22 protein-coding genes and 2 other annotated features are annotated in these 20,717 nt (G+C 37.3%); of the genes, 2 read left to right on the forward strand and 20 right to left on the reverse strand.

What is annotated here, in order from left to right:
* Together pheS and AC1UFB_RS07825 are read right to left on the reverse strand one after the other, a co-directional pair.
* Positions 1-1,035: a phenylalanine--tRNA ligase subunit alpha gene (gene pheS, locus AC1UFB_RS07820; protein ID WP_138116558.1), complete on the reverse strand. Its 1,035-nt coding sequence runs from the start codon at positions 1,033-1,035 to the stop codon at positions 1-3.
* A gap of 51 nt (positions 1,036-1,086) precedes the next feature.
* Positions 1,087-1,315 (reverse strand) — a binding site (T-box leader).
* A gap of 48 nt (positions 1,316-1,363) precedes the next feature.
* Complete coding sequence (locus AC1UFB_RS07825) at positions 1,364-2,122, reverse strand: TrmH family RNA methyltransferase (protein WP_025907196.1); 759 nt, start codon at positions 2,120-2,122, stop codon at positions 1,364-1,366.
* Between the two features lie 104 nt (positions 2,123-2,226).
* Between AC1UFB_RS07825 and sspI the strand changes: the two genes are divergently transcribed.
* Positions 2,227-2,433 (forward strand): small acid-soluble spore protein SspI, encoded by a 207-nt coding sequence (sspI, locus tag AC1UFB_RS07830; protein WP_061784967.1) that lies wholly within the window; start codon positions 2,227-2,229, stop codon positions 2,431-2,433.
* Between the two features lie 38 nt (positions 2,434-2,471).
* On the opposite strand, the gene AC1UFB_RS07835 is transcribed toward sspI, so the two are convergent.
* Both AC1UFB_RS07835 and AC1UFB_RS07840 read right to left on the reverse strand, forming a co-directional pair.
* Positions 2,472-3,557, reverse strand: a complete 1,086-nt coding sequence (locus AC1UFB_RS07835) for a M42 family metallopeptidase (protein ID WP_328100890.1) — start codon at positions 3,555-3,557, stop codon at positions 2,472-2,474.
* 71 nt (positions 3,558-3,628) lie between these two features.
* On the reverse strand, positions 3,629-4,117 hold the full coding sequence (locus tag AC1UFB_RS07840) for a dUTP diphosphatase (RefSeq protein ID WP_061784965.1): 489 nt from the start codon (positions 4,115-4,117) through the stop codon (positions 3,629-3,631).
* A 122-nt stretch (positions 4,118-4,239) separates the two neighbouring features.
* Between AC1UFB_RS07840 and AC1UFB_RS07845 the strand changes: the two genes are divergently transcribed.
* Positions 4,240-4,617 carry a hypothetical protein gene (locus AC1UFB_RS07845; RefSeq protein WP_225001589.1) on the forward strand — a complete coding sequence of 126 codons (378 nt, stop codon included), beginning with the start codon at positions 4,240-4,242 and terminating at the stop codon, positions 4,615-4,617.
* Between the two features lie 427 nt (positions 4,618-5,044).
* On the opposite strand, the gene AC1UFB_RS07850 is transcribed toward AC1UFB_RS07845, so the two are convergent.
* The 16 genes from AC1UFB_RS07850 to polA all read right to left on the reverse strand — a co-directional run bounded on the left by AC1UFB_RS07850 (position 5,045) and on the right by polA (position 20,550).
* Positions 5,045-5,299, reverse strand: a complete 255-nt coding sequence (locus AC1UFB_RS07850; protein ID WP_025907207.1) for a DUF1294 domain-containing protein — start codon at positions 5,297-5,299, stop codon at positions 5,045-5,047.
* Positions 5,300-5,364: 65 nt separating this feature from the next.
* Positions 5,365-5,724, reverse strand: coding sequence for a 50S ribosomal protein L20 (gene rplT / locus AC1UFB_RS07855; RefSeq protein WP_025907209.1), 360 nt, complete (start codon positions 5,722-5,724; stop codon positions 5,365-5,367).
* 38 nt (positions 5,725-5,762) lie between these two features.
* The gene (gene rpmI / locus AC1UFB_RS07860) at positions 5,763-5,963 is read right to left on the reverse strand and encodes a 50S ribosomal protein L35 (protein WP_013059426.1); all 201 of its coding nucleotides are present in this window, start codon (positions 5,961-5,963) and stop codon (positions 5,763-5,765) included.
* A gap of 21 nt (positions 5,964-5,984) precedes the next feature.
* Positions 5,985-6,488 (reverse strand): translation initiation factor IF-3, encoded by a 504-nt coding sequence (gene infC, locus AC1UFB_RS07865; RefSeq protein WP_025907220.1) that lies wholly within the window; start codon positions 6,486-6,488, stop codon positions 5,985-5,987.
* 66 nt (positions 6,489-6,554) lie between these two features.
* Positions 6,555-6,680: a sequence feature (ribosomal protein L20 leader region), on the reverse strand.
* A gap of 171 nt (positions 6,681-6,851) precedes the next feature.
* Positions 6,852-8,789 carry a threonine--tRNA ligase gene (gene thrS, locus AC1UFB_RS07870; RefSeq protein ID WP_061784962.1) on the reverse strand — a complete coding sequence of 646 codons (1,938 nt, stop codon included), beginning with the start codon at positions 8,787-8,789 and terminating at the stop codon, positions 6,852-6,854.
* 387 nt (positions 8,790-9,176) lie between these two features.
* Positions 9,177-10,040, reverse strand: coding sequence for a sporulation protein YtxC (gene ytxC, locus AC1UFB_RS07875; protein WP_100346731.1), 864 nt, complete (start codon positions 10,038-10,040; stop codon positions 9,177-9,179).
* A 95-nt stretch (positions 10,041-10,135) separates the two neighbouring features.
* Entirely contained in the window at positions 10,136-11,068 is a 933-nt protein-coding gene (gene dnaI / locus AC1UFB_RS07880) for a primosomal protein DnaI (protein ID WP_025907224.1), read from the reverse strand.
* A 24-nt stretch (positions 11,069-11,092) separates the two neighbouring features.
* The gene (locus tag AC1UFB_RS07885) at positions 11,093-12,520 is read right to left on the reverse strand and encodes a replication initiation and membrane attachment family protein (RefSeq protein WP_100348143.1); all 1,428 of its coding nucleotides are present in this window, start codon (positions 12,518-12,520) and stop codon (positions 11,093-11,095) included.
* 63 nt (positions 12,521-12,583) lie between these two features.
* On the reverse strand, positions 12,584-13,045 hold the full coding sequence (gene nrdR / locus AC1UFB_RS07890; protein WP_025907227.1) for a transcriptional regulator NrdR: 462 nt from the start codon (positions 13,043-13,045) through the stop codon (positions 12,584-12,586).
* A gap of 239 nt (positions 13,046-13,284) precedes the next feature.
* On the reverse strand, positions 13,285-13,668 hold the full coding sequence (locus tag AC1UFB_RS07895) for a cytosolic protein (protein ID WP_482588930.1): 384 nt from the start codon (positions 13,666-13,668) through the stop codon (positions 13,285-13,287).
* A gap of 173 nt (positions 13,669-13,841) precedes the next feature.
* Positions 13,842-14,222, reverse strand: coding sequence for an adenosylmethionine decarboxylase (gene speD / locus AC1UFB_RS07900; RefSeq protein WP_025907230.1), 381 nt, complete (start codon positions 14,220-14,222; stop codon positions 13,842-13,844).
* A 339-nt stretch (positions 14,223-14,561) separates the two neighbouring features.
* Entirely contained in the window at positions 14,562-15,593 is a 1,032-nt protein-coding gene (locus AC1UFB_RS07905; RefSeq protein ID WP_025907232.1) for a glyceraldehyde-3-phosphate dehydrogenase, read from the reverse strand.
* 154 nt (positions 15,594-15,747) lie between these two features.
* Positions 15,748-16,344 (reverse strand): dephospho-CoA kinase, encoded by a 597-nt coding sequence (coaE, locus tag AC1UFB_RS07910; RefSeq protein WP_025907234.1) that lies wholly within the window; start codon positions 16,342-16,344, stop codon positions 15,748-15,750.
* A gap of 20 nt (positions 16,345-16,364) precedes the next feature.
* Positions 16,365-16,997 (reverse strand): sporulation membrane protein YtaF, encoded by a 633-nt coding sequence (ytaF, locus tag AC1UFB_RS07915; RefSeq protein WP_025907237.1) that lies wholly within the window; start codon positions 16,995-16,997, stop codon positions 16,365-16,367.
* A 61-nt stretch (positions 16,998-17,058) separates the two neighbouring features.
* Positions 17,059-17,892: a DNA-formamidopyrimidine glycosylase gene (gene mutM / locus AC1UFB_RS07920; protein ID WP_100346730.1), complete on the reverse strand. Its 834-nt coding sequence runs from the start codon at positions 17,890-17,892 to the stop codon at positions 17,059-17,061.
* 33 nt (positions 17,893-17,925) lie between these two features.
* Entirely contained in the window at positions 17,926-20,550 is a 2,625-nt protein-coding gene (gene polA, locus AC1UFB_RS07925) for a DNA polymerase I (RefSeq protein WP_100346729.1), read from the reverse strand.
* Positions 20,551-20,717: the final 167 nt, after the last annotated feature.

A 20,717-nucleotide genomic window follows, 5' to 3' on the forward strand; every position in this document is an offset into this window, starting at 1 on the left:
TTATACTTGTTTGAATTGATTTAAGAAACGAGCATCATTTGTATAGAAATGACGAATATCATCAACGCCGTGCTTTAACATAGCGATACGCTCTACGCCTATTCCAAATGCAAAGCCGCGATATTTTTTAGAGTTATAGCCAGCCATTTCAAGTACATTTGGATGTACCATACCAGCGCCTAAAATTTCAATCCAGCCTGTTTGCTTACAAACATTACAGCCTTTTCCTCCACATTTAGCACATGATACGTCCACTTCAACAGATGGTTCAGTAAACGGGAAAAAGCTTGGACGTAGACGAATTTCACGCTCTGCACCGAACATTTTTTTCACAAATACCTCAAGCGTTCCTTTTAAATCACTCATACGAATATTTTCATCTACAACTAAACCTTCAATTTGCATAAATTGATGTGAATGCGTAGCGTCATCATCATCACGACGATATACTTTACCAGGACAAATGATTTTGATTGGACCTTTCCCTTCATTTCCATTCATTACGCGGGCTTGTACTGTTGATGTATGAGTACGTAATAACGTTTCTTCAGTAATATAGAATGTATCCTGCATATCACGTGCTGGGTGACCCTTTGGTAAATTTAACGCTTCGAAGTTGTAGTAATCTTGCTCCACTTCAGGTCCTTCAGCTACTTCATAGCCCATGCCTAAAAACAAATCTTCAACCTCTTCAATTACGCTTGTTAGCGGATGATGTGTACCGACTTTAACTGGTCGACCAGGAAGTGTCACATCGATTGTTTCTGAAGCTAGTTTACGGTTGATTTCTTCTGCTTCTAGCGCCGCTTGCTTTTCTTCAATCTTTGAAGCGATTGCTTCGCGCACTTCATTTGCAAGTGCTCCCATTACAGGACGCTCTTCAGCAGATAATTTCCCCATTCCGCGAAGTACTTCTGTAATTGGTCCTTTTTTTCCTAAATAAGCTACACGTACATCATTCAATGCTTTTAAATCTTTTGAGTCATCAATTTTAACAATCGCTTCTTGTTGCAGCTCTTGTAAACGCTCTTTCATTGAATAATCCTCCTTTTGTTTTAAAAAATTGCAAATAAAAAAACCTCTCCCAAAAGGGACGAGGTTTAATCGCGTTACCACCCTTGTTAACCATGCATCTGCACAGTTCACTTCATTAACGTTAACGGAATATCCGGAACACCTTTACATCAAAAATGATGGTCCAAGTGTCAACTCAAGAGGTGAATTCACTTATTGCGCTTATAAAAATGCTTTCAGTCACGGCATTTTCTCCCTGAATAACGCTACATAAGCTACTGCTCTCTATCACTGCTTTTCGCATATTTAGCTATTGTATTATTATAGTGAAAACGGCTAGCCGTTGCAACTACATTCCACGTAAATAGTACATTAAAATTGCTGATGCAATTGCTACATTTAACGATTCACTCTTTCCAAATATCGGTATATATAGGTTATGGTCCGTTTCATTCAGCACCGCTGAGCTTACACCTTGCCCTTCGTTACCAACAATCAGAGCAAAAGCTTCTGGCTTTTCAACTTCCGTGTACACAGAAGCATTTTGTAATGATGTACCATACACGCTAACTCCACATTCCTTTAGTTCTTTAATCGCACTAATTAAGTCTTTCTTAATAACAGGCAAGTTAAAGATTGCACCTTGAGTCGAACGGATGACTTTACTGTTATAAACATCTACACAGCCTGCTCCAATAATGACTGCATCGATTCCAGCAGCTTCTGCTGTACGAATAATGGTTCCTACGTTACCTGGATCTTGGACGGCATCTAACAGCACTAATCGACGCGCTGTCTGTAAGACGGATGATGATTGGTTTTGGTAACAAACGGCTGCAATTCCCTGAGGGGTTTCTGTATCAGCAATTGCTTTAATAACAGCAGGCGTCACCACAATCATCTCAACCGTATCAACATTCCAATGCGATGGAATATCAACATTATCAGCAAGAATGAGATACTTAATCATTTCTCTTTGGTTTAAAGCTTCTTCGACAAGATGAAAGCCTTCCACCAAAAATAAACCTTGATTATCGCGCTCTTTTTTTGTATGTAATTTTTTCCATAGTTTAACCTGTGGGTTCTTCACGGAATCAATTCGCTTCACCAAACATAACTCCTCTATTTATCAATTTCAGTTACGATACATAAATTGAATGTGACATACACAAACTATTTTTGATTTTACTATCTATAGTTGAGGTGATCACGATGGATCTTAATTTACGAAATGCTATTATATCAAATGTTTCAGGTAATTCTCAAGAAGAGCTTGAAGCAACGATTATGGATGCTATCAAAAGTGGTGAAGAAAAAATGCTTCCAGGTCTAGGTGTACTTTTCGAAGTACTATGGGAAAACTCGCCTAAAAGTGAAAAAGAAGAAATTTTAACAACACTTGAAAATAGCTTAAAGTAAGTACAAAAGGTGCACTCAAATTGAGTGCACCTTTTGTTTTATTCAAACGTAATTTTATTAACCGTTTCACGATCAAGTTTTTTAATAACTTCTGTAATTAACTTCACCGCATTTTCATAATCATCGCGATGTAACATTGCGGCATGTGAATGAATATAGCGAGTTGCAATTGTAATAGATAGTGCAGGTACGCCGTTAGCTGAAATATGAATAGCTCCTGAATCAGTACCACCGCCTGATAACGCATCAAACTGATATGGGATGTTCATTTCATCTGCTACATCTGTTACAAAGTCACGTAGACCCTTGTGAGAAACCATTGATGCATCATATAAAATGATTTGTGGGCCGTCACCCATTTTTGATGCTGCTTCTTTTTCAGACACTCCTGGCGTATCACCAGCAATACCTACATCTACGCCAAATGCAATATCAGGTTGAATAAGATTGGCTGACGTTTTTGCACCGCGTAAACCAACTTCTTCTTGCGCTGTTCCAACGCCGTATACAACGTTTGGATGCTCTTGACCCTTTAAATTCTTGAGCACATCAATAGCAATAGCACAGCCGATACGGTTATCCCATGCTTTAGCTAAAAGCATTTTTTCGTTATTCATAACGGTAAATTCAAAGTACGGAACAATTTGATCGCCAGGCTTTACGCCCCATTCCATTGCTTCTTCACGACTAGATGCACCGATATCAATAAACATATCCTTAATCTCAACCGTCTTCTTGCGTATTTCAGCAGGTAAAATATGAGGAGGTTTAGAGCCGATAACTCCTGTAATATCGCCTTTGCGCGTTACAATTGTAACACGTTGCGCTAGCATAACTTGCGACCACCAGCCACCTACAGTTTGAAAACGAATGAAGCCTTTATCATCAATTTGAGTGACCATAAAGCCAACTTCATCTAAATGACCTGCAACCATAATTTTAGGGCCTTTTTCATCACCAACTTTTTTGGCAATAAGGCTTCCAAGTCCGTCTGTTGAAATGCTATCAGCATAAGATTCAATATATTTTTTCATCACTTCTCTTGGTTCGCGTTCGTTTCCAGGAATACCTTTTGCATCAGTTAAGTCTTTTAACATTTGTAATGTTTCATCTAACTTTTTCATTTATCCATACCCCTTTCATATGTATATCTTTTATTATATAAGAAAGTATTTTCAGAGGAAATGTTTTCTTCTTAATACCCTTCGTCTTGACGCTTAAAGTTCACTTCATTTTTCATAATATAAGCCGTTTTCACTTCCTCAGCTGCGAAGCCAAGAATTTCTCCAAGACCCATGTATGAAGAGAATGATTCTATGTACTGTTCTTGATCTACGCTTCCTTTTAATTGTGTGAGCAAAGAGAACACATGTAAAAATTGTTCTGTTGCAGTTTCTTTGTCCGCTTTAACCGGAAGTTCTTCAATTGAATCAAATCCCCATTCAATTCCTAAAGATAATAAGAAGTGAACACCGTCTACGAACTCTTCTAAAATAACCTTTTTATCTGCCGACGGTTTTAGGCTCCAAAATTTGAAACAACGCGTTTCATTAGCCAGCTCGCCTAATTCTACTAATAAAGCAAGAAGTTTGCGGGAAACCAAGTCTTCGTTTTGAAGCTTATGATTTGTTTCAATATGTTGATCTAGCTGGCGCTGCATGTTAAATAAAGACTGTAAGTTCATATCTAATCTCTCCTAAAATAAAATAAATATTAATATAAAATTAAAAATAAATGAAACCTTTTCGCCCTTTATACGTACTGTTAGGAAACAACCCTCGGCAAGGAGGCGATATCGCTTTGATTGTGCTCTTAATGCGACTATTAGTAATTGCTTTATTAGTCTATTTCGTCCTTTTTATTATACGATATGTTCGAAATCCAAAACGAAAATTAATGCAAGCCAAAGAGCAAAATGAATTTTACGTGGTGGATGAAGCAGAAAATGTTCGTAAAAATTTGGAGTTAACGTATAAAGGTGTTTTGTTTGAAGGCGAAAAATATATAAATGAACAAATTTTTTCTATTACTATGTTATTAAAAAATCCTGACCAGCTCAATGATTTAACTCATGAGGATATCAGATTGGTGTCTGCTAAGGTATCAACTTTATACCCAAAAGCCATTATTAGCTGGAAAAGTCCCGTACGAGAGTTTTTAAAGAACGAGCCACAAAAGCAATAGCTTTTGGGCTTTTTTATTGAGAAAGCTTTTGATAAACAGTATGCTTACTTCTTGTTGAAGAAGGCCTCTCTGCTTAGTGCGATTTCCATTCCAGATTGTTCCCTTTCCTCAGGGCGAGCGACCGACCCTCCTTGTATACTGTGAGGTCTCACCTGACTCGCTAGTCCTGCTGGAGTATCACATCTTTCATTTCAATCACCGGGCTTTTGGATAGGGAAGCCTTTTGATGAGATTACTCTCTTGAAGGAATTTTAAAAACGCTCTCCACTTTGCATATTCAGCTCCATTAACCTCTACGTTTGAAACGTTTTCTTCTAACTCATAGATAAGGAGCCTACTACTACATCTATCTAAAACAATAGCCTTAAAAATAAAAAGCAAGATGTTTGTTCATGGCTTCTCCCATTTCATTTTTCAAATTATTCATCTACATATAGATTAGCAATAATGCCAAATGAACAACCACCAAAGCAGGCAGACCGAAACGAAAGCTTGCGTGCTTTGTTTTGTGACGATAAAGATTCATGCCAATGGTTGCACCTAGAGCTCCTCCGATAATGGCAATCGTCCAAAGTGTTTGCTCTTTGATTCTCCATTCATTTCGCTGAGCTCTTTTTTTGTCTGCATTCATTACATATAAGCCTATAAGGTTGATAAGTATCGCGTATATCATTAAAAACAAAGATAATCCCTCCAATAAACAAAAAAGCCTTGCTACCTAGTGGTAACAAGACTTTTTAGCAGAAATTACTTCTCTAAGCCTTTTTTAGCAGCTGCTGCTAATTCAGCAAATGCTTTTTCGTCAGCTACAGCTAATTCAGCAAGCATTTTACGGTTAACTTCAATACCTGCTAATTTTAATCCGTGCATTAAACGGCTGTAAGAAAGACCATTCATACGAGCTGCTGCATTGATACGTGTAATCCATAATTTACGGAAATCACGTTTTTTCTGACGACGGTCACGATAAGCATACATGTATGATTTCATTACTTGCTGATTAGCAACTTTGTATAATCTATGCTTTGAACCGAAGAAACCTTTGGCTAATTTTAAAACTTTTTTACGACGTTTGCGTGTTACTGTACCGCCTTTTACGCGTGGCATAATTGTTACCTCCTGTTATGTTTCTATCTCAACCCAAATTACTTAATGTTATCTAATAAGTGACGAATACGTTTGAAGTCACCTTTGCTTACTAAAGAACCTTTACGTAATTTACGTTTTTGTTTAGTAGATTTGTTAGCGAATAAGTGACTAGTGTAAGCACGAGCACGCTTTAACTTACCGCTTCCAGTTTTTTTGAAACGCTTTGCAGCGCCACGATGTGTTTTCATTTTTGGCATGGGGTGTTCCTCCTCGTTCTATTACTTTTCGTTTTTAGGTGCAAGCACTAGGAACATGCTGCGTCCTTCCATTTTTGGAGCTGATTCAACTGAACTAACATCAGCGCAAGCCTCTGAAAAACGATCAAGTACTTTTTGTCCAATTCCTTTATGAGTAATAGCACGACCCTTAAAACGAATTGACGCTTTTACTTTATCACCTTTTTCAAGGAACTTACGTGCGTTACGAAGTTTTGTGTTAAAATCATGCTCATCGATTGTTGGGCTTAAACGAACTTCCTTTAAGTTAACAACCTTTTGGTTTTTACGAGCTTCTCTTTCTTTACGCTGTTGCTCGTAGCGGAACTTACCGTAGTCCATAATACGACATACAGGTGGTTTCGCGTTTGCAGCAACCATTACTAAGTCAAGATTTGCTCGTGCAGCAATATCAAGTGCTTCATTTTTTGATTTAATTCCTAATTGCTCACCGTTTTGATCAATTAGACGAACTTCGCGAGCTCGAATGCCCTCGTTTACCATCATGTCCTTGCTAATAAGTAGCCACCTCCAAGGTTTAATGAATGAATACGCTTGTGTAGATATTGGTATACACACAAAAAAGCGTGAGTACACAATGCACCCACACTACTATCGTTAAAAGTAAATACGATGTCAACCTGCTAACTGCTCTATACGCGTCAATCAGGTGAGAAGCGGGTGCTTCTTCTTCTGCACAAACAAGTATTCAATTACTTAAGCTATTATAGTATCAACAAAGACAAAAGTCAATGATTTCATTCTTTATTTAACAACAAAAATCATTTTACCAAAGGAAAAACATTTATGCAACATTTTTTTACTTTTTTTAAAAAGGAAAGCAGAGAAGTTGCCCTCTCCGCTTTTTCATTAGCGAGTAATTTCTACTTTTAATCCTGCTAAGAACTGTTCAAAATCAACAGTTTCTGAATTTTGCTCACCGTATTTACGAACATTAACCGCTTTTTCTTCTACTTCTTTATCTCCCACTACTAGCATGTAAGGAATTTTTTGCATTTGAGCTTCACGAATTTTATAGCCAATTTTCTCTTCACGTGAATCTAGTTCCACACGTACGCCAGCTAACTGAAGTTTCTCTTGAACTTCTTTTGCATAGTCTAGGTGAACAGTTGGCGATACTGGAATCACTTGAACTTGAACAGGTGCTAACCATGTTGGGAATGCCCCTTTGTATTCTTCAATTAAGAAAGCAACAAAGCGCTCCATTGTTGATACGACACCTCGGTGAATAACAACCGGGCGATGCTGTTTTCCATCTTCACCGATATATGTTAGATCAAAACGCTCTGGCAATAAGAAGTCCAGCTGCACTGTTGAAAGAGTTTCTTCCTTTCCAAGAGCCGTTTTAACTTGAACGTCTAGCTTCGGACCGTAGAATGCTGCTTCACCCTCTGCTTCGTAATAGTCTAAGCCAAGCTCATCCATCGCGTCTTTTAACATGGTTTGTGCTTTTTCCCACATTGCATCATCATCGAAGTATTTCTCTGTATCTTCTGGATCACGATACGATAAGCGGAACGAGTAATTTTCAAAGCCAAAGTCTTTGTATACAGCTTCTACTAAGCGAACCACACGAATTAATTCGTCTTTAATTTGGTCTGGACGAACAAAGATATGTGCATCATTTAGCGTCATACCGCGAACACGCTGAAGACCTGCAAGTGCACCTGACATTTCATAGCGGTGCATCGTACCTAGCTCTGCAATACGAATTGGTAATTCACGATAGCTGTGGATATCATTTTTATATACCATCATATGGTGTGGACAGTTCATTGGACGAAGAACTAAATCTTCATTATCCATTTCCATTGCTGGGAACATACCGTCTTGATAGTGATCCCAGTGACCTGATGTTTTATATAGCTCTACGCTACCTAGGACTGGTGTATACACATGTTGATAACCTAGCGCAACCTCTTTATCCACAATGTAGCGCTCAATAACGCGACGAATTGTGGCACCTTTTGGTAACCATAATGGAAGACCTTGTCCAACTTTTTGTGAGTTTGTGAATAAGTTAAGCTCTTTACCAATTTTACGGTGATCACGCTCTTTCGCTTCTTCTAATAAACGTAAGTGCTCATCTAAATCTGCTTTTTTGAAGAATGCCGTGCCATAAATGCGCTGCAACATTTGATTGTTGCTATCTCCACGCCAGTAAGCACCTGCAATATTTAACAGTTTAAACTCTTTAATTTTTCCTGTTGATGGAACGTGGACACCTCGGCAAAGATCAAAGAATTCTCCTTGGTGATAAACCGTTACAGTCTCACCTGCTGGAATAGCATCGATAAGCTCTAACTTTAATTCATCTCCAACTTCTTTATAAAGCTCAATTGCTTCTTCACGAGACACTTCGCGACGCTCAATATCAATATTGGCGTTTACAATCTTCTTCATTTCTTTTTCAATTTCAATTAGATCGTCAGGTGTAATGGAATGCTCCATATCAATGTCATAATAAAATCCATTCTCAATAACTGGTCCTACACCAAGCTGGACCTTTTGATCTTTAAAAACACGCTTAATTGCTTGAGCCATTAAGTGCGCCGTACTGTGACGCATAATCTCAAGTGCTTCACCTGAATCTTGTGTGATGATTTCAAGCTGACCGTCTGCATGGATTGGTGTACGCAAATCTAAAAGCTCACCGTTTACTTTACCCGCAATTGATTTTTTCTTTAGCCCTGGGCTAATTGATGATGCAATTTGTTCTGTCGTTGTACCTTTAGGATACTCTTTTACTGCTCCATCTGGAAATGTCATTGAAATAACTTCTGACATGTGATTCAACTCCTTATTTATCTCAATATAATCTTGCATAAACTGGTTATTTACGCAAATAAAAAAACTCATCCCTTAATAAGGGACGAGTTGTGTATACACGTGGTACCACCCTTGTTTCTGTCTTTTTGCTTAACAAGGCACAATGAAAGACAGCTCGAGGTTTGATAACGGAAATTCCGTCAGTAATTACTAAAGTAAAATACTTGTTTACTACTGAAGTTTAGAGGTGGTAAGGATATAAATCGTGTTAAGAATCTTTCAGCCACGGATTCTCTCTCTAATAAACCGTAAATATAAACTCATGTCCTCATCATTACTTATCGCTGATTAAAATTTTTACAATATGAGCCTATTATATTCATTTTTAAAATAGAAATCAACCTCTCAAGTCAGATTCTCTTTTTTTAAAAATGACGCTTCTTGTTTTGTGCATATGACCACTCGTTCTTGAAAAAGATTTTGAATAGTATAAATGAAATCATGTGTATTCTCACGATCACTATAAATATAAATATGCTGCGGAGATAGTGTAATGAGAGGCGCTATAACGGATGGGTCTATGTATAACGACTCATTCTTTTTCATAAATTCTTCAGCCAGATGTTGACGCTGATTCACTGTTAGCAATCCAAAGTTTTCATCATAGAGTTGAAATTCGTTCTCTTGTGAATGCACAACATGTACAGCTTCGCAACTTGCTTCCTCCGTTAAAATAACTTGTCGCAGCTGTTCAACAAACATTTGATATTCATATTCTAGTTTATATTCATCAATAGCGATTTCTAAATAGTACTGTAAGCGAGAGCGATAGTTCTTTAATCGAAACTGGAGAAAAGACTCAAATGTAAACGTAACGTTGTTAACCAGAAAATCTTGAAGCGCTTCTCTAATTAATAAATCTTTAGGCATCGGAAAGTCACGTTTAGGTACGTCAACTTTCTCACCTTCTACAATATGATAGACCATGTCTATCATAAGCTGTAGCTCTTGTTCATCCGTATAGAAAAATTTCTGTTTCAAAATCTCACTTAAAATCGTCTCTTCTTTCTGCTCTAATATAAAGTCTGTCAATACTGGGATTAGCATATCGTGTACAATTTCGTCTCGATTATATGTCACGTCAATTACTAGAAGCTGACTGTTCACAAGTTTAAAGCATTGCGGAGCATATGATAAAGCGCTTCGTTTCGCGCATAGCGACCTGTAAATACCAATTGCTTCTTTTTCATACTTAAAGAAAATTCTCACTAATGTTAGCCCCCTTTTGGACACGCTTTATTTATATATATGGGGCAACATGAAAAAAAATGAGCAAGTCCTTACATGAAATGTAAAAGAACTGCTCATTTATTACGTTTATTTTCACCTTCTACCTTTACAGGAGTGGCTAACGTCTTGATTCGTTCCATAATCCGGGCAGCTTTCAGCTCTTCTTCCTCGCCTTTTTGCGTATACGTTAAATGGTGCTTCATCTGCTGAAAATTTAGGTTTGACGTAAAGAAAGTAGGTAAATTTTCTAACATTCGAAATTGAAGAATGGTACCCAATACATCGTCGCGCATCCAGCTTGTTACGGATTCTGCTCCCAAATCATCTAACATTAGGACGGGCACTTTTTTGACGTATTCAATCTTCTCGTTAAAGGTTTTATCTTGAAAAGATCCTTTAAGCTCACGTAAGAATTCAGGAACATATACAATCGTTGATTTTACTTTCTTTTCAGCTAAAGCATTAGCAATGGCACCTAAAAAGTATGTTTTTCCAACACCGAACGATCCATGTAGATAAAGAGCTTTCATCTTCTTATTAGGTTCATACTCCCTGACAAAATCTCGTACTAACTTGATTGCTTCAAGCCTTCCTTGCTCAATTTCAATATCTGACATGGAAGCACCTAAAATATCTTTCGGTACATAAAGACACTGGATAAATGATTCTTGCTCTTTGCGTTCATCTTCAGTTACTTTTCGAGGGCAGCGCTCATAGGTCACATCAATGTTTTTACCATCAATTACAAGCTTTGGCTGATAACCTTTAATCATATTAACGCAGCTTTGCAGGGATGGACAGTCTTGACACTCTTTGCTTTGTCCTTTAAATTCATGCATCTTAATGAGACCTCGTTCTACAATACCTTCATCCAATTGATCTCGATTCTTCCTTAAGAAATCTTGGACATTACGATCAGAAAGCACTTCTGATTTTAACGTTTCAAATCGTTCCTTGAAACCTTGATTATTTGCTAGTTTGTTTAGCGAATCATTGATTGACTTCACCCCATCACCTCTCCTTTCCATTCATTAATCTTCACGATTTTTCTTTAAATCTAAATCAAGCTGTTTTAACTCTTCTTCAAGTTTCCGCTTTTCTTCTTCAAAGTCTAAATCTTCTTTTTGACTTTGAGGCTTCTTTTTCTCTTCAGACTCTTCTTTCAACCAATCTGGCACCATCTCTTTACGAACTGTTCTTTGTTTCTTCGTCGCCGTTTGCTTAGATTCAGCCCAGTTTTGGTATTCTTTATGCTCATTTTTCGCAATGACCATCGCTTCTTCCACTGTTTTTACCTTTTTACGAGCCCAGTGTCCTGCAATTTTATCCACATATGCTTTTGATAACTTCATATCCGTTCTTAGCATGACATAATAAATGAGTACATTAGCAACACCTGGAGAAAGGTTTTGATGAAACATAACGTCTTCAACCATTTGTAAATCTGCTTTAGAAGGCGTTGCTCCACCGGACAAGTCCGTCAGTAGCTGTCTTGGAGACGTCACTTCTAACTGCTTAATTAACTTCTCTTCTTGAGAAGTTGGCTCTCTATGTTCCATAGTTCGCAATAACGGCGGCTGAATTTGTTCACTTAAGTTAGGCAGCGCTTCTCCATTTTCAAACTGATAATGGTTTCTAGCAGCTTTTCGAAGCAGCTCAATATCTACTTGATCATTTTCGTTCAACGCGTCCAAGACCACATTCTTCATTTGCAGAGCATCAATTTGATATAAAAATGCTAGCTTTTCAATTGCTAACCTCACCTTGGCTGTAATTGCTTTTTTCGAAATCATAGACTCAGTTAACCCTGTCAAAAATAAATCAAAGTCAAAGCTAGCATCCTTAATTGTTATACTAGCTCTTTGTGAATTATCCACATAGTCCAGATCTCCACTTGGTTTGAAGACATCTTGGTTCTCTCGTTGTAAACTTGACGTGAGCTCTGTCGTTTGTACTGACTTATACACATCATTAAATGAACGAGTAACGTCTTTAAACTCACTGTGGTCCACAGCTGGATCCATAAAATATCGTCTAATTTTTTGAAATACATTTTTACCTAATCGATTGTATAAGTAGACGTTTAAAACACCATCATCAAAAAACTGCTGTGGTGTTAATGGTGGAATTAACTCATAAATATAAACTCTTCCCCCGTCCTCTTCTTTCATATAGGTTTTTAATAAGCCAATACCTTCAAGCTTTAATCGCTCCTGATAAATGGATTTCAAGTTCATTTGCATAACGGCCATTAGGTGATGATGCGTTGCTTCTGTTCCCCATAAGCGTCCTTGTTCTAGTTCACTCCATAACGTCATATATAAGCCATAGCACACGGTTCCAATTAACGGTTGATATAGAGTTGTTAACACTTTTCGATCATATTCTTGAATAACGCCGCTCGTTCTCACAACATAACGGTCAACTGGAATGATTTCTTTCCAATGTTGCTCATTCATCATCATTACCTACCCAATTCTAAAATAGCAAAAAAGAGCTAAAAAATCTCTTTAATAGCTCTTTTATAATTTTTCCTTCTTAATTAACTCCTTTAGTTCATCAATAAATACATTAATGTCTTTAAATTGACGATAAACAGAAGCAAAGCGTACATACGATACTTCATCGATAGCAGCTAGTCTTTCCATTACCATTTCCCCAACAACGTCTGACTGTACTTCCGATGCACCTTGACTGCGCAATTCAGATTCAATATCATGTACAGTATCTTCTAATTGTTTTAAGCTAACTTGCCTTTTCTCACATGCCTTTATTAAACCGCGTAAAATTTTCTCTTTGCTAAACTCTTCACGCGCCCCATCTTTTTTCACTACAATTAAAGGTGGCTCTTCTACTTTTTCAAATGTTGTATAACGATAGTGACAACTTTCGCATTCACGCCGTCTGCGAATTGAACGACCTTCTTCAACAGGCCGTGAGTCTAACACTCTCGTTCCATTATACTGACAGGAAGGACATTTCATCTTCTCAACTCCAATAAATAACCTTTTATATTTGTATAAACTAAGCAGCTTGTACGAACTAACCACTTGTGTACGTTAGAAATTCAAAATAAAAATTCACTTTGTTTTCATATTATAGAAAACAAAGCTTGAATACAAGTGAAGGAGAATGAATTCTGAAATTTTATTTCCTAAAACATTTGTTTTCCAATAGATAAAGGCGCTACACAGCTTTATTTGTTTAATACACTTTATTTCCCTTACTTAATAGCAATCAGATGTTGATCAAAATATTTATAAAAAAAGATGATTAATTCTTTACTATAACCAAAATCGAATGGTATTACTTTTGATTCCGTTGTAACCGAAAAATCGATAGCGGTTTCAAAAGGTCGTAATGAAATAATCGTAATAACAACAAACGCCTTTCTCCCCTTTGACACGTTTAAGCTAATCTCTCCACGCTCTTCATAAGCGGCTAAAATTTCTACTCCATTCATATTCTTCAATAAATTTTGCACCTGAGTAAATGTTTGAGAGGCTGTTGATTTGTAGTAATGTGTTTGTAACTTTGGATTTTCGTGGTGGTCCCTAGTTTCAGAATGATTCGAAAAAACTGACTTTACTTTTTGAATAATCCCCATGTTGTGTAGACTCCTTTTTATCAAAATAATCGCTATAGCTACTAAAGATACCCTAGCTACTTTCTTTATTATAATGGATAAACGGTATTTTTGTATCTAAAAAGGACTGTCTATAAATGGCGAGTCCAATTTATAGAGCAGTCCCTAATTGTTCTTAGCTTTGTTTTATACTATTAAAGTACATTTGCTTTCGTTTGCTTTACTTGTACAGGACCCATTCCACGCGGTACTTCAATTGTCTCACGTGTTTGAGCATTTAGTTCATCTGCAATATAGTCAGCAGCAATTGTTGGATCTAAGTCTCCACATGTGTATACATCGATGCTTGCATACCCATGCTCTGGAAAGCTGTGGATAGTTAAATGTGATTCTGAAATAATAACAACCCCACTTACGCCCTGAGGTGCAAATTTATGAAACGCAACCTCACGAACTTCCGCTCCAGTTTTTAGTGCTGCATCTACAAACGTTTTTTCAATATAATCCATATCATTCAACTTATCGAAATCACAACCCCATAATTCTGAGATAACGTGACGACCCATTGTTTCCATAATGATATTTCCCCCTTTAACAATTTTTAATCGTTAAATATGAAATTCTTTCGCCATATAGCATGTTAACTACCACGGGGGAAAGTTAGTCCAGAGAGGTCCTAACCCTTTAAGTAGATACATAACCGAAAGGTACACAAGAAGTTCACGAAACATAGTATACTTTGTTTAGACTCATTTTGCAACACGTGATTTTATTTAAATTTGCAATCCGTAGCTAAACTCGATTTATTCTCTGCCCCACCACTTTTTAAGACCTCTCATTTATTAGTTCCCTATCTCAGTTAGAACAAACAATGAATTCAAATAGAATAAGCGAGGCATGATTGCCTCGCTTATTTATCCAACCTTTAGCTTTGAATTTTGAATCATCTCTGCTGTAATATATTTTACTAAATCGACTACTCTTTGTGAGTATCCCCATTCGTTATCGTACCACGCTAATACTTTAATTTTATGTTCATCCATGACCATGGTTGATAAGCCGTCAATGATTGCTGAATTGGGGTTTGTATTGAAATCAATTGATACTAACGGTTCTGTTGTAAATGCCAGTATTCCTTGTAGTGGACCTTCTGCGGATTGAATAAACGCTTTATTCACCGCTTCTTTTGTTACCGCTTTCCTAACATCAACAACGAGGTCTACAAGCGATACATTTGGCGTTGGAACTCGCAGCGCCATACCATGTAATTTCCCACTGAGATGAGGAAGCACAAGTGATAATGCTTTGGCAGCCCCAGTTGTTGTAGGAATAATGGACTGACCGCATGCGCGCGCGCGTCGTAAATCTTTATGTGGGTTATCAATATTTTTTTGGTCGTTCGTATATGCGTGAACCGTTGTCATTAAACCGTTCTCAATAGTAAAAGCCTCGTCTAATACCTTGACAACAGGCGCTAGGCAGTTTGTCGTACAAGATGCATTTGAGATAATATGATGCTTATGCACATCCAGCACCTTTTCATTTACTCCCATTACAATTGTGACATCTTCATCTTTACCAGGTGCCGTTAAGACAACTTTTTGAGCACCAGCCTCAATATGTAACTGCGCTTTTTCTCTAGAATTAAATTTTCCAGTTGCTTCAATTACTAAATCAATTTGTAATTGTTTCCATGGTAATAAGAGTGGATCTCGCGAGTCAAGTAGCTGAATTCTTTTACCATTTACAATCAACGCATCTGTTTCACAGATAACTTCTCCAGCAAATGGACCATGAATGGAGTCATATTTGATTAAATGCGCTAAAGTTTCTGCAGGATAGCTTGCATTAATTGCAACAATATCTAACTTTTCCTCTTCAATCGCTGTTCGAAAAACCATTCTTCCAATTCTCCCAAAACCATTAATTGCAATTCGTGCTTTCATGGTTATTCCCCCTAACAAATATGTTATACTAATTAACTTTTTATACAAAATAGTATAACATAAATAATTTTAAAATGAAGAATTATTGCACATTATTTTGTTGTCTTATTCTACATATATTAAAAAAAGCTGGAAAGAATGACTTCTCTCCAACTCAATTTGTTAATTTTGATACAAGTTTTATAACTTGCTCTTTTGTTTCATCTATACTTCCATTGTTATCAATAATAAAATCTGCCATCTTTGCCTTTTCAGTTAAAGGCAGTTGAGACTTAATTCTCGCTAATGCATCTTCTTTAGAGAGGTTATTTCTTTTTTGTAGTCTCTCAAGCTGCACAAGTTCATTTACATGGACAACAATAACTTGGTCTACTAGATACGTTAATTTGCTTTCAAACAAAAGTGGAATATCCAACACAACTAGCTGATATTGCTCAGCAATCAATTGTTCTTTTTGCTTTAACATTTCACTTCGAACTTCCGGGTGTACAATTGAATTGAGCTTTTGACGCTCCTGTTCGTTATGAAAGATAATCTGACCAAGAGCAGCACGATTAATTTCTAGATCTTCTTGTAAAATCTCTTTTCCAAATGCCTCAACAATCTTACTATAAGCGACTCTACCGTTCTGAACGACTTCTTTTGCAATCTGATCAGCATCGATTACCGGTATATTCATTTCACGGAATATCGCTGAGACCGTACTTTTTCCACTAGCGATTCCACCCGTTAAACCAACAACAATCGTCATAATGTTCTCCCTTTTACTTCTTATAATCTCAATATTCCCATTAAAATCAATACAACACCTGGTACAAATGAAAACATCCTCATCCAAGCTAGTTTAGAAAACCATTTTCCAATTTGAATTCCTAATGTAAGGAAAATAAAGCTCATTGCCGCTACTGCGATGGCCAATATGACTGGCGAATAACCTAATAAAGCTGCTGCTATTCCAGCTCCAAATGCATCCAATGATAACGCGATACCTAAAATTAACGCTTCAACTCCCGTAATAGAGCCTGATTTATCTAAATCTGCTGTCGTCGGCTTTTTCAAAATATTAATGACCAAGCCAATGGATTTTATTTCTACTTTAAAAATGATTTTTTCTTCCAGCTTTGCTGTTTCCTCTTCTTCAGGACGAAAAAATTGATACAAAATCCACATGCCCAACAATACAAAAATAATGCCACCAATGGTGTCAAGCGCAGCCGGAGAAAATAAATGCGTAATCATTTTGCCGACAAACATCGCAAGCGTTAATGTAAACGCGGAACAACAAGCAATAATTAAAATTGATTTAAACGGAATTTTAAGTTTTCGCAATCCGTATGTTAATCCTACGCTGAAGCTATCTAGGCTTACTGCAAAAGCTACTAGTATTAAAGAAAGTGAAATCATCTTAAAGAGCTCCTTCCATTTCATCTATCTAAAGTATATGAAAGGAGCCCATCCATTGTTATTATTCTTCAAGCTTCTGGCAACTTGGACAAATATGCGTACCTCTTCCCGCTACTACATATTTCTTAATCGGAGTGCCACATACAACACAAGGTTCGTCTTTTTTACCATAAACATAAAGCTGAAGCTGAAACATCCCCATCTCTCCTTGAGTATTTACGTAGGATCGAATGGTACTTCCACCTTTTTCAACCGCTTCCTGTAGAGTTGCTACGATTTCTTTATGCAAACGGTCCAACTCCTCATCGGTGAGCTGGCTTGCTACACGCTCAGGATGTATACGAGCTCGGAAAAGCGCTTCATCCACATAGATATTCCCAAGCCCAACGACCACTTGTTGGTCTAATAAAACCGCCTTAATTTTTCGACTCGTTCGACCGATTCGTTTTTTTAGAACTTCCGCCGTAAACAGTTCTTCAAAAGGCTCCGGACCCAGTGTACTTAGAGGTGGTGAGAGCTCTTCTTCTCCTGGTTGAAATAAATGCATGGTCCCAAATTTTCGTACATCTTTATACCTTAACTGCGTACCATCCTTAAACAGAAAAATAACATGTGTATGCTTATCAATTGGTTCATCCTTCTTAGCAAGAGCATACTTACCTTCCATTCGGAGGTGAGAAACTAATACGTAGTTATCTAAAATGATTTTTAGAAATTTCCCTCGACGGTGTACATCTTGAATCGTCTGTCCCTTTAGTGCATCACAAAACTGTTCAACTTCAACCGGTCGCTTAATGATATTTGGCCATGTTACTTTTACTTCATCAATTGTTTTTCCTTTTACTAAATGAATGAGCGTGCGGCGAACCGTTTCAACTTCTGGTAATTCGGGCACCTTATCCACCTCTCTTTGCTAATTCATTGTTGTTTACTTAGCGTCAAACCAAGTAGCACCATACGAGTAATCTACTTTTAAAGGTACATCTAATTTTAGTGCACTTTCCATCACCTCTGGAACAATACGCTCAAGAATTTCAATTTCATGTTTTGGCGCTTCAAAGATAAGCTCATCATGTACTTGAAGAAGAAGCTTTGTTTCTAATTTCTCTTCTTTTAATCGCTTTGCCATTTCAATCATTGCTTTTTTGATAATATCAGCAGCTGTTCCTTGAATAGGTGTGTTCATAGCCGTTCTCTCAGCAAAGCTTCTCAGATTAAAGTTGCGACTTGTAATCTCTGGCAGATAGCGACGACGATGCAATAAAGTTGTTACGTATCCCGCTTCTTTTGCTTGACGTACAATATCCGCCATATATTCTTGAACACCAGGAAAGCTTTCCAGGTAGCGCTCAATGAACTTTGCCGCTTCTTTTCGCGTAATCCCGAGGTTCTGTGATAACCCATAGTCACTAATACCATACACAATTCCGAAGTTAACCGCTTTTGCTTGACGCCTCATATTAGACGTCACGTCCTCTTTTGCTACATGGAACACGTCCATAGCCGTTTTTGTATGGATATCGAGATCTTCTGTAAATGCCTCAATTAGTTTTTCATCAGCTGCAATATGCGCTAAAACGCGTAGCTCGATTTGAGAATAGTCAGCAGCAAAGATTACCCAACCTTTCTTTGACGGGACAAAAGCTGAACGTATTTTTTTCCCTTCTTCTAAGCGTATTGGAATATTTTGCAAGTTCGGATCAACTGAGCTTAAGCGCCCTGTTTGCGTTAGAGTTTGATTAAAACGCGTATGAACTTTCTGATCGGAATGGATGACTTTCTTTAGCCCTTCCACATATGTGGACTGGAGCTTGCCAAGCTGACGGTATTCTAAAATTTCTTGGATAATGTCATGCTTATCAGCTAACTGCTCCAACACGTCTGCGGAAGTAGAATAGCCTGTTTTTGTCTTTTTGATAACAGGGAGCTCAAGCTTTTCAAACAAAATAACGCCTAACTGCTTCGTTGAATTAATGTTAAATTCTTCTCCAGCATAACTATAAATAGTAGCTTCTAATTCCTTCAGACGTTCATGAATGGTTTTCCCTAATTCATCTAAGCGGTTATGGTCAATTTTCACTCCTTGATATTCCATATCAGCTAATACAAATGACAGGGGCATTTCGAGCTGTTCATATAAGTCATACTGCTCATTTTCTTTTAGCTCGGCTAGCAGCTTTTCTTTTAAAAATTGAAGAGCCGCTGCTTTTCTAGCAACATGTTCTGCTAATTCTCCTACTTCAGGTACTGATTTTTTTGCCCCTTTTCCGTATACCACTTCATCAGAGCTCACTTGCGTATATCCTTTTAGCTTAGCAATTGTAGCTAGATCATCGTTGGCTTCAGCAGGATTTAAGATGTAAGAAGCAATCATAATGTCCTGTTCAATTCCTTTAATCTCATAGCCTTCCCATCGCATTGAAACGACCATTCTTTTTCCATCAAATACAGTCTTTTTCATTGATTGATCCTGTAACCAGTTCACAAATTCAGCGGACCCTAAAGCTACTGATTTTCCAATGAAAAAATGGCCATTTTCATTGCTAATACCAAAACCTAGCAGCTGATCATGGTGATAGTTTTCTTCATATCCTTCCACAACAAGCGCAGCATCGTTTGTTAATATCTCGTTGTCTACACTGTTCACTATCTTGTATTCAAGCTCTTCAAAAGAGCTACTTTCCTCTGAATCGCCACCAAATTTATCTAAAAGAGAATTAAAGCCAAGTTCTTTAAATAGTGCTACAAGCTTTTCACTGTTTTCACCTTGATACGCAACAGCTTCCAAGCTCACTTCAATAGGTGCGTTTGTGTCGATTGTAGCAAGCTCTTTACTCATGAGTGCCTGCTCTTTGTTATCTGATAGCTTTTCTTTTAATTTTTTACCACTCACTTGATCGATTGATTCTAAGACGTTTTCAACTGTTCCAAACTCTTTTAATAATTTCAGAGCCGTCTTTTCTCCAACTCCAGGAACACCTGGAATATTATCAGAAGAGTCACCCATAAGTCCCTTCATATCAATAATTTGCATAGCTTTAATGCCATACTTCTCATCGATTAAAGCTGGCGTATAGGCATCAACATCTGCAATACCTTTTCGCGTGATACCTACTGTTATGTGTTCTGAAACAAGCTGAAGTAAATCTTTGTCACCTGAAATTACTTTCACCTCAAAGTTCTCTTTTTCAGCTTGCTTTGCTAATGTACCAATAATGTCATCGGCTTCGTAATTCTCTAGCTCATAGCGCTTTATTCCATAGGCATCTAGCAGGTCTCGAATAAATGGAAATTGCTCTGATAGCTCAGGGGGCGTTTTTTGCCTTCCACCTTTATACTCTGTAAATGTTTTATGACGAAAAGTTGTTTTACCAGCATCAAATGCTACAAGAAGATGTGTTGGTTTCTCTTCTTCTAAAATGCGCATTAACATCATTGTAAATCCGTAAATTGCGTTTGTATGTATACCTTTATCGTTATTCAGTAAAGGCAGAGCAAAAAATGCACGATATGCGATACTATTGCCGTCTATTAATACTAATTTCTTGGACATGAATAATCCTCCATTTCAAAAAAAGAACGTTTATTCTATTTTATCAAAAGTTTCCTCTCAACAACAAAAACTAATCTATCTAATTACAGTTAGTTTTTTACCAGAAACTAGTTTCATGCATAATTCGAACTAAGAATGCGCCCTAATTATAAATGATATAAACAAAA

The organism is Priestia sp. KCTC 13724 (assembly GCF_056820425.1).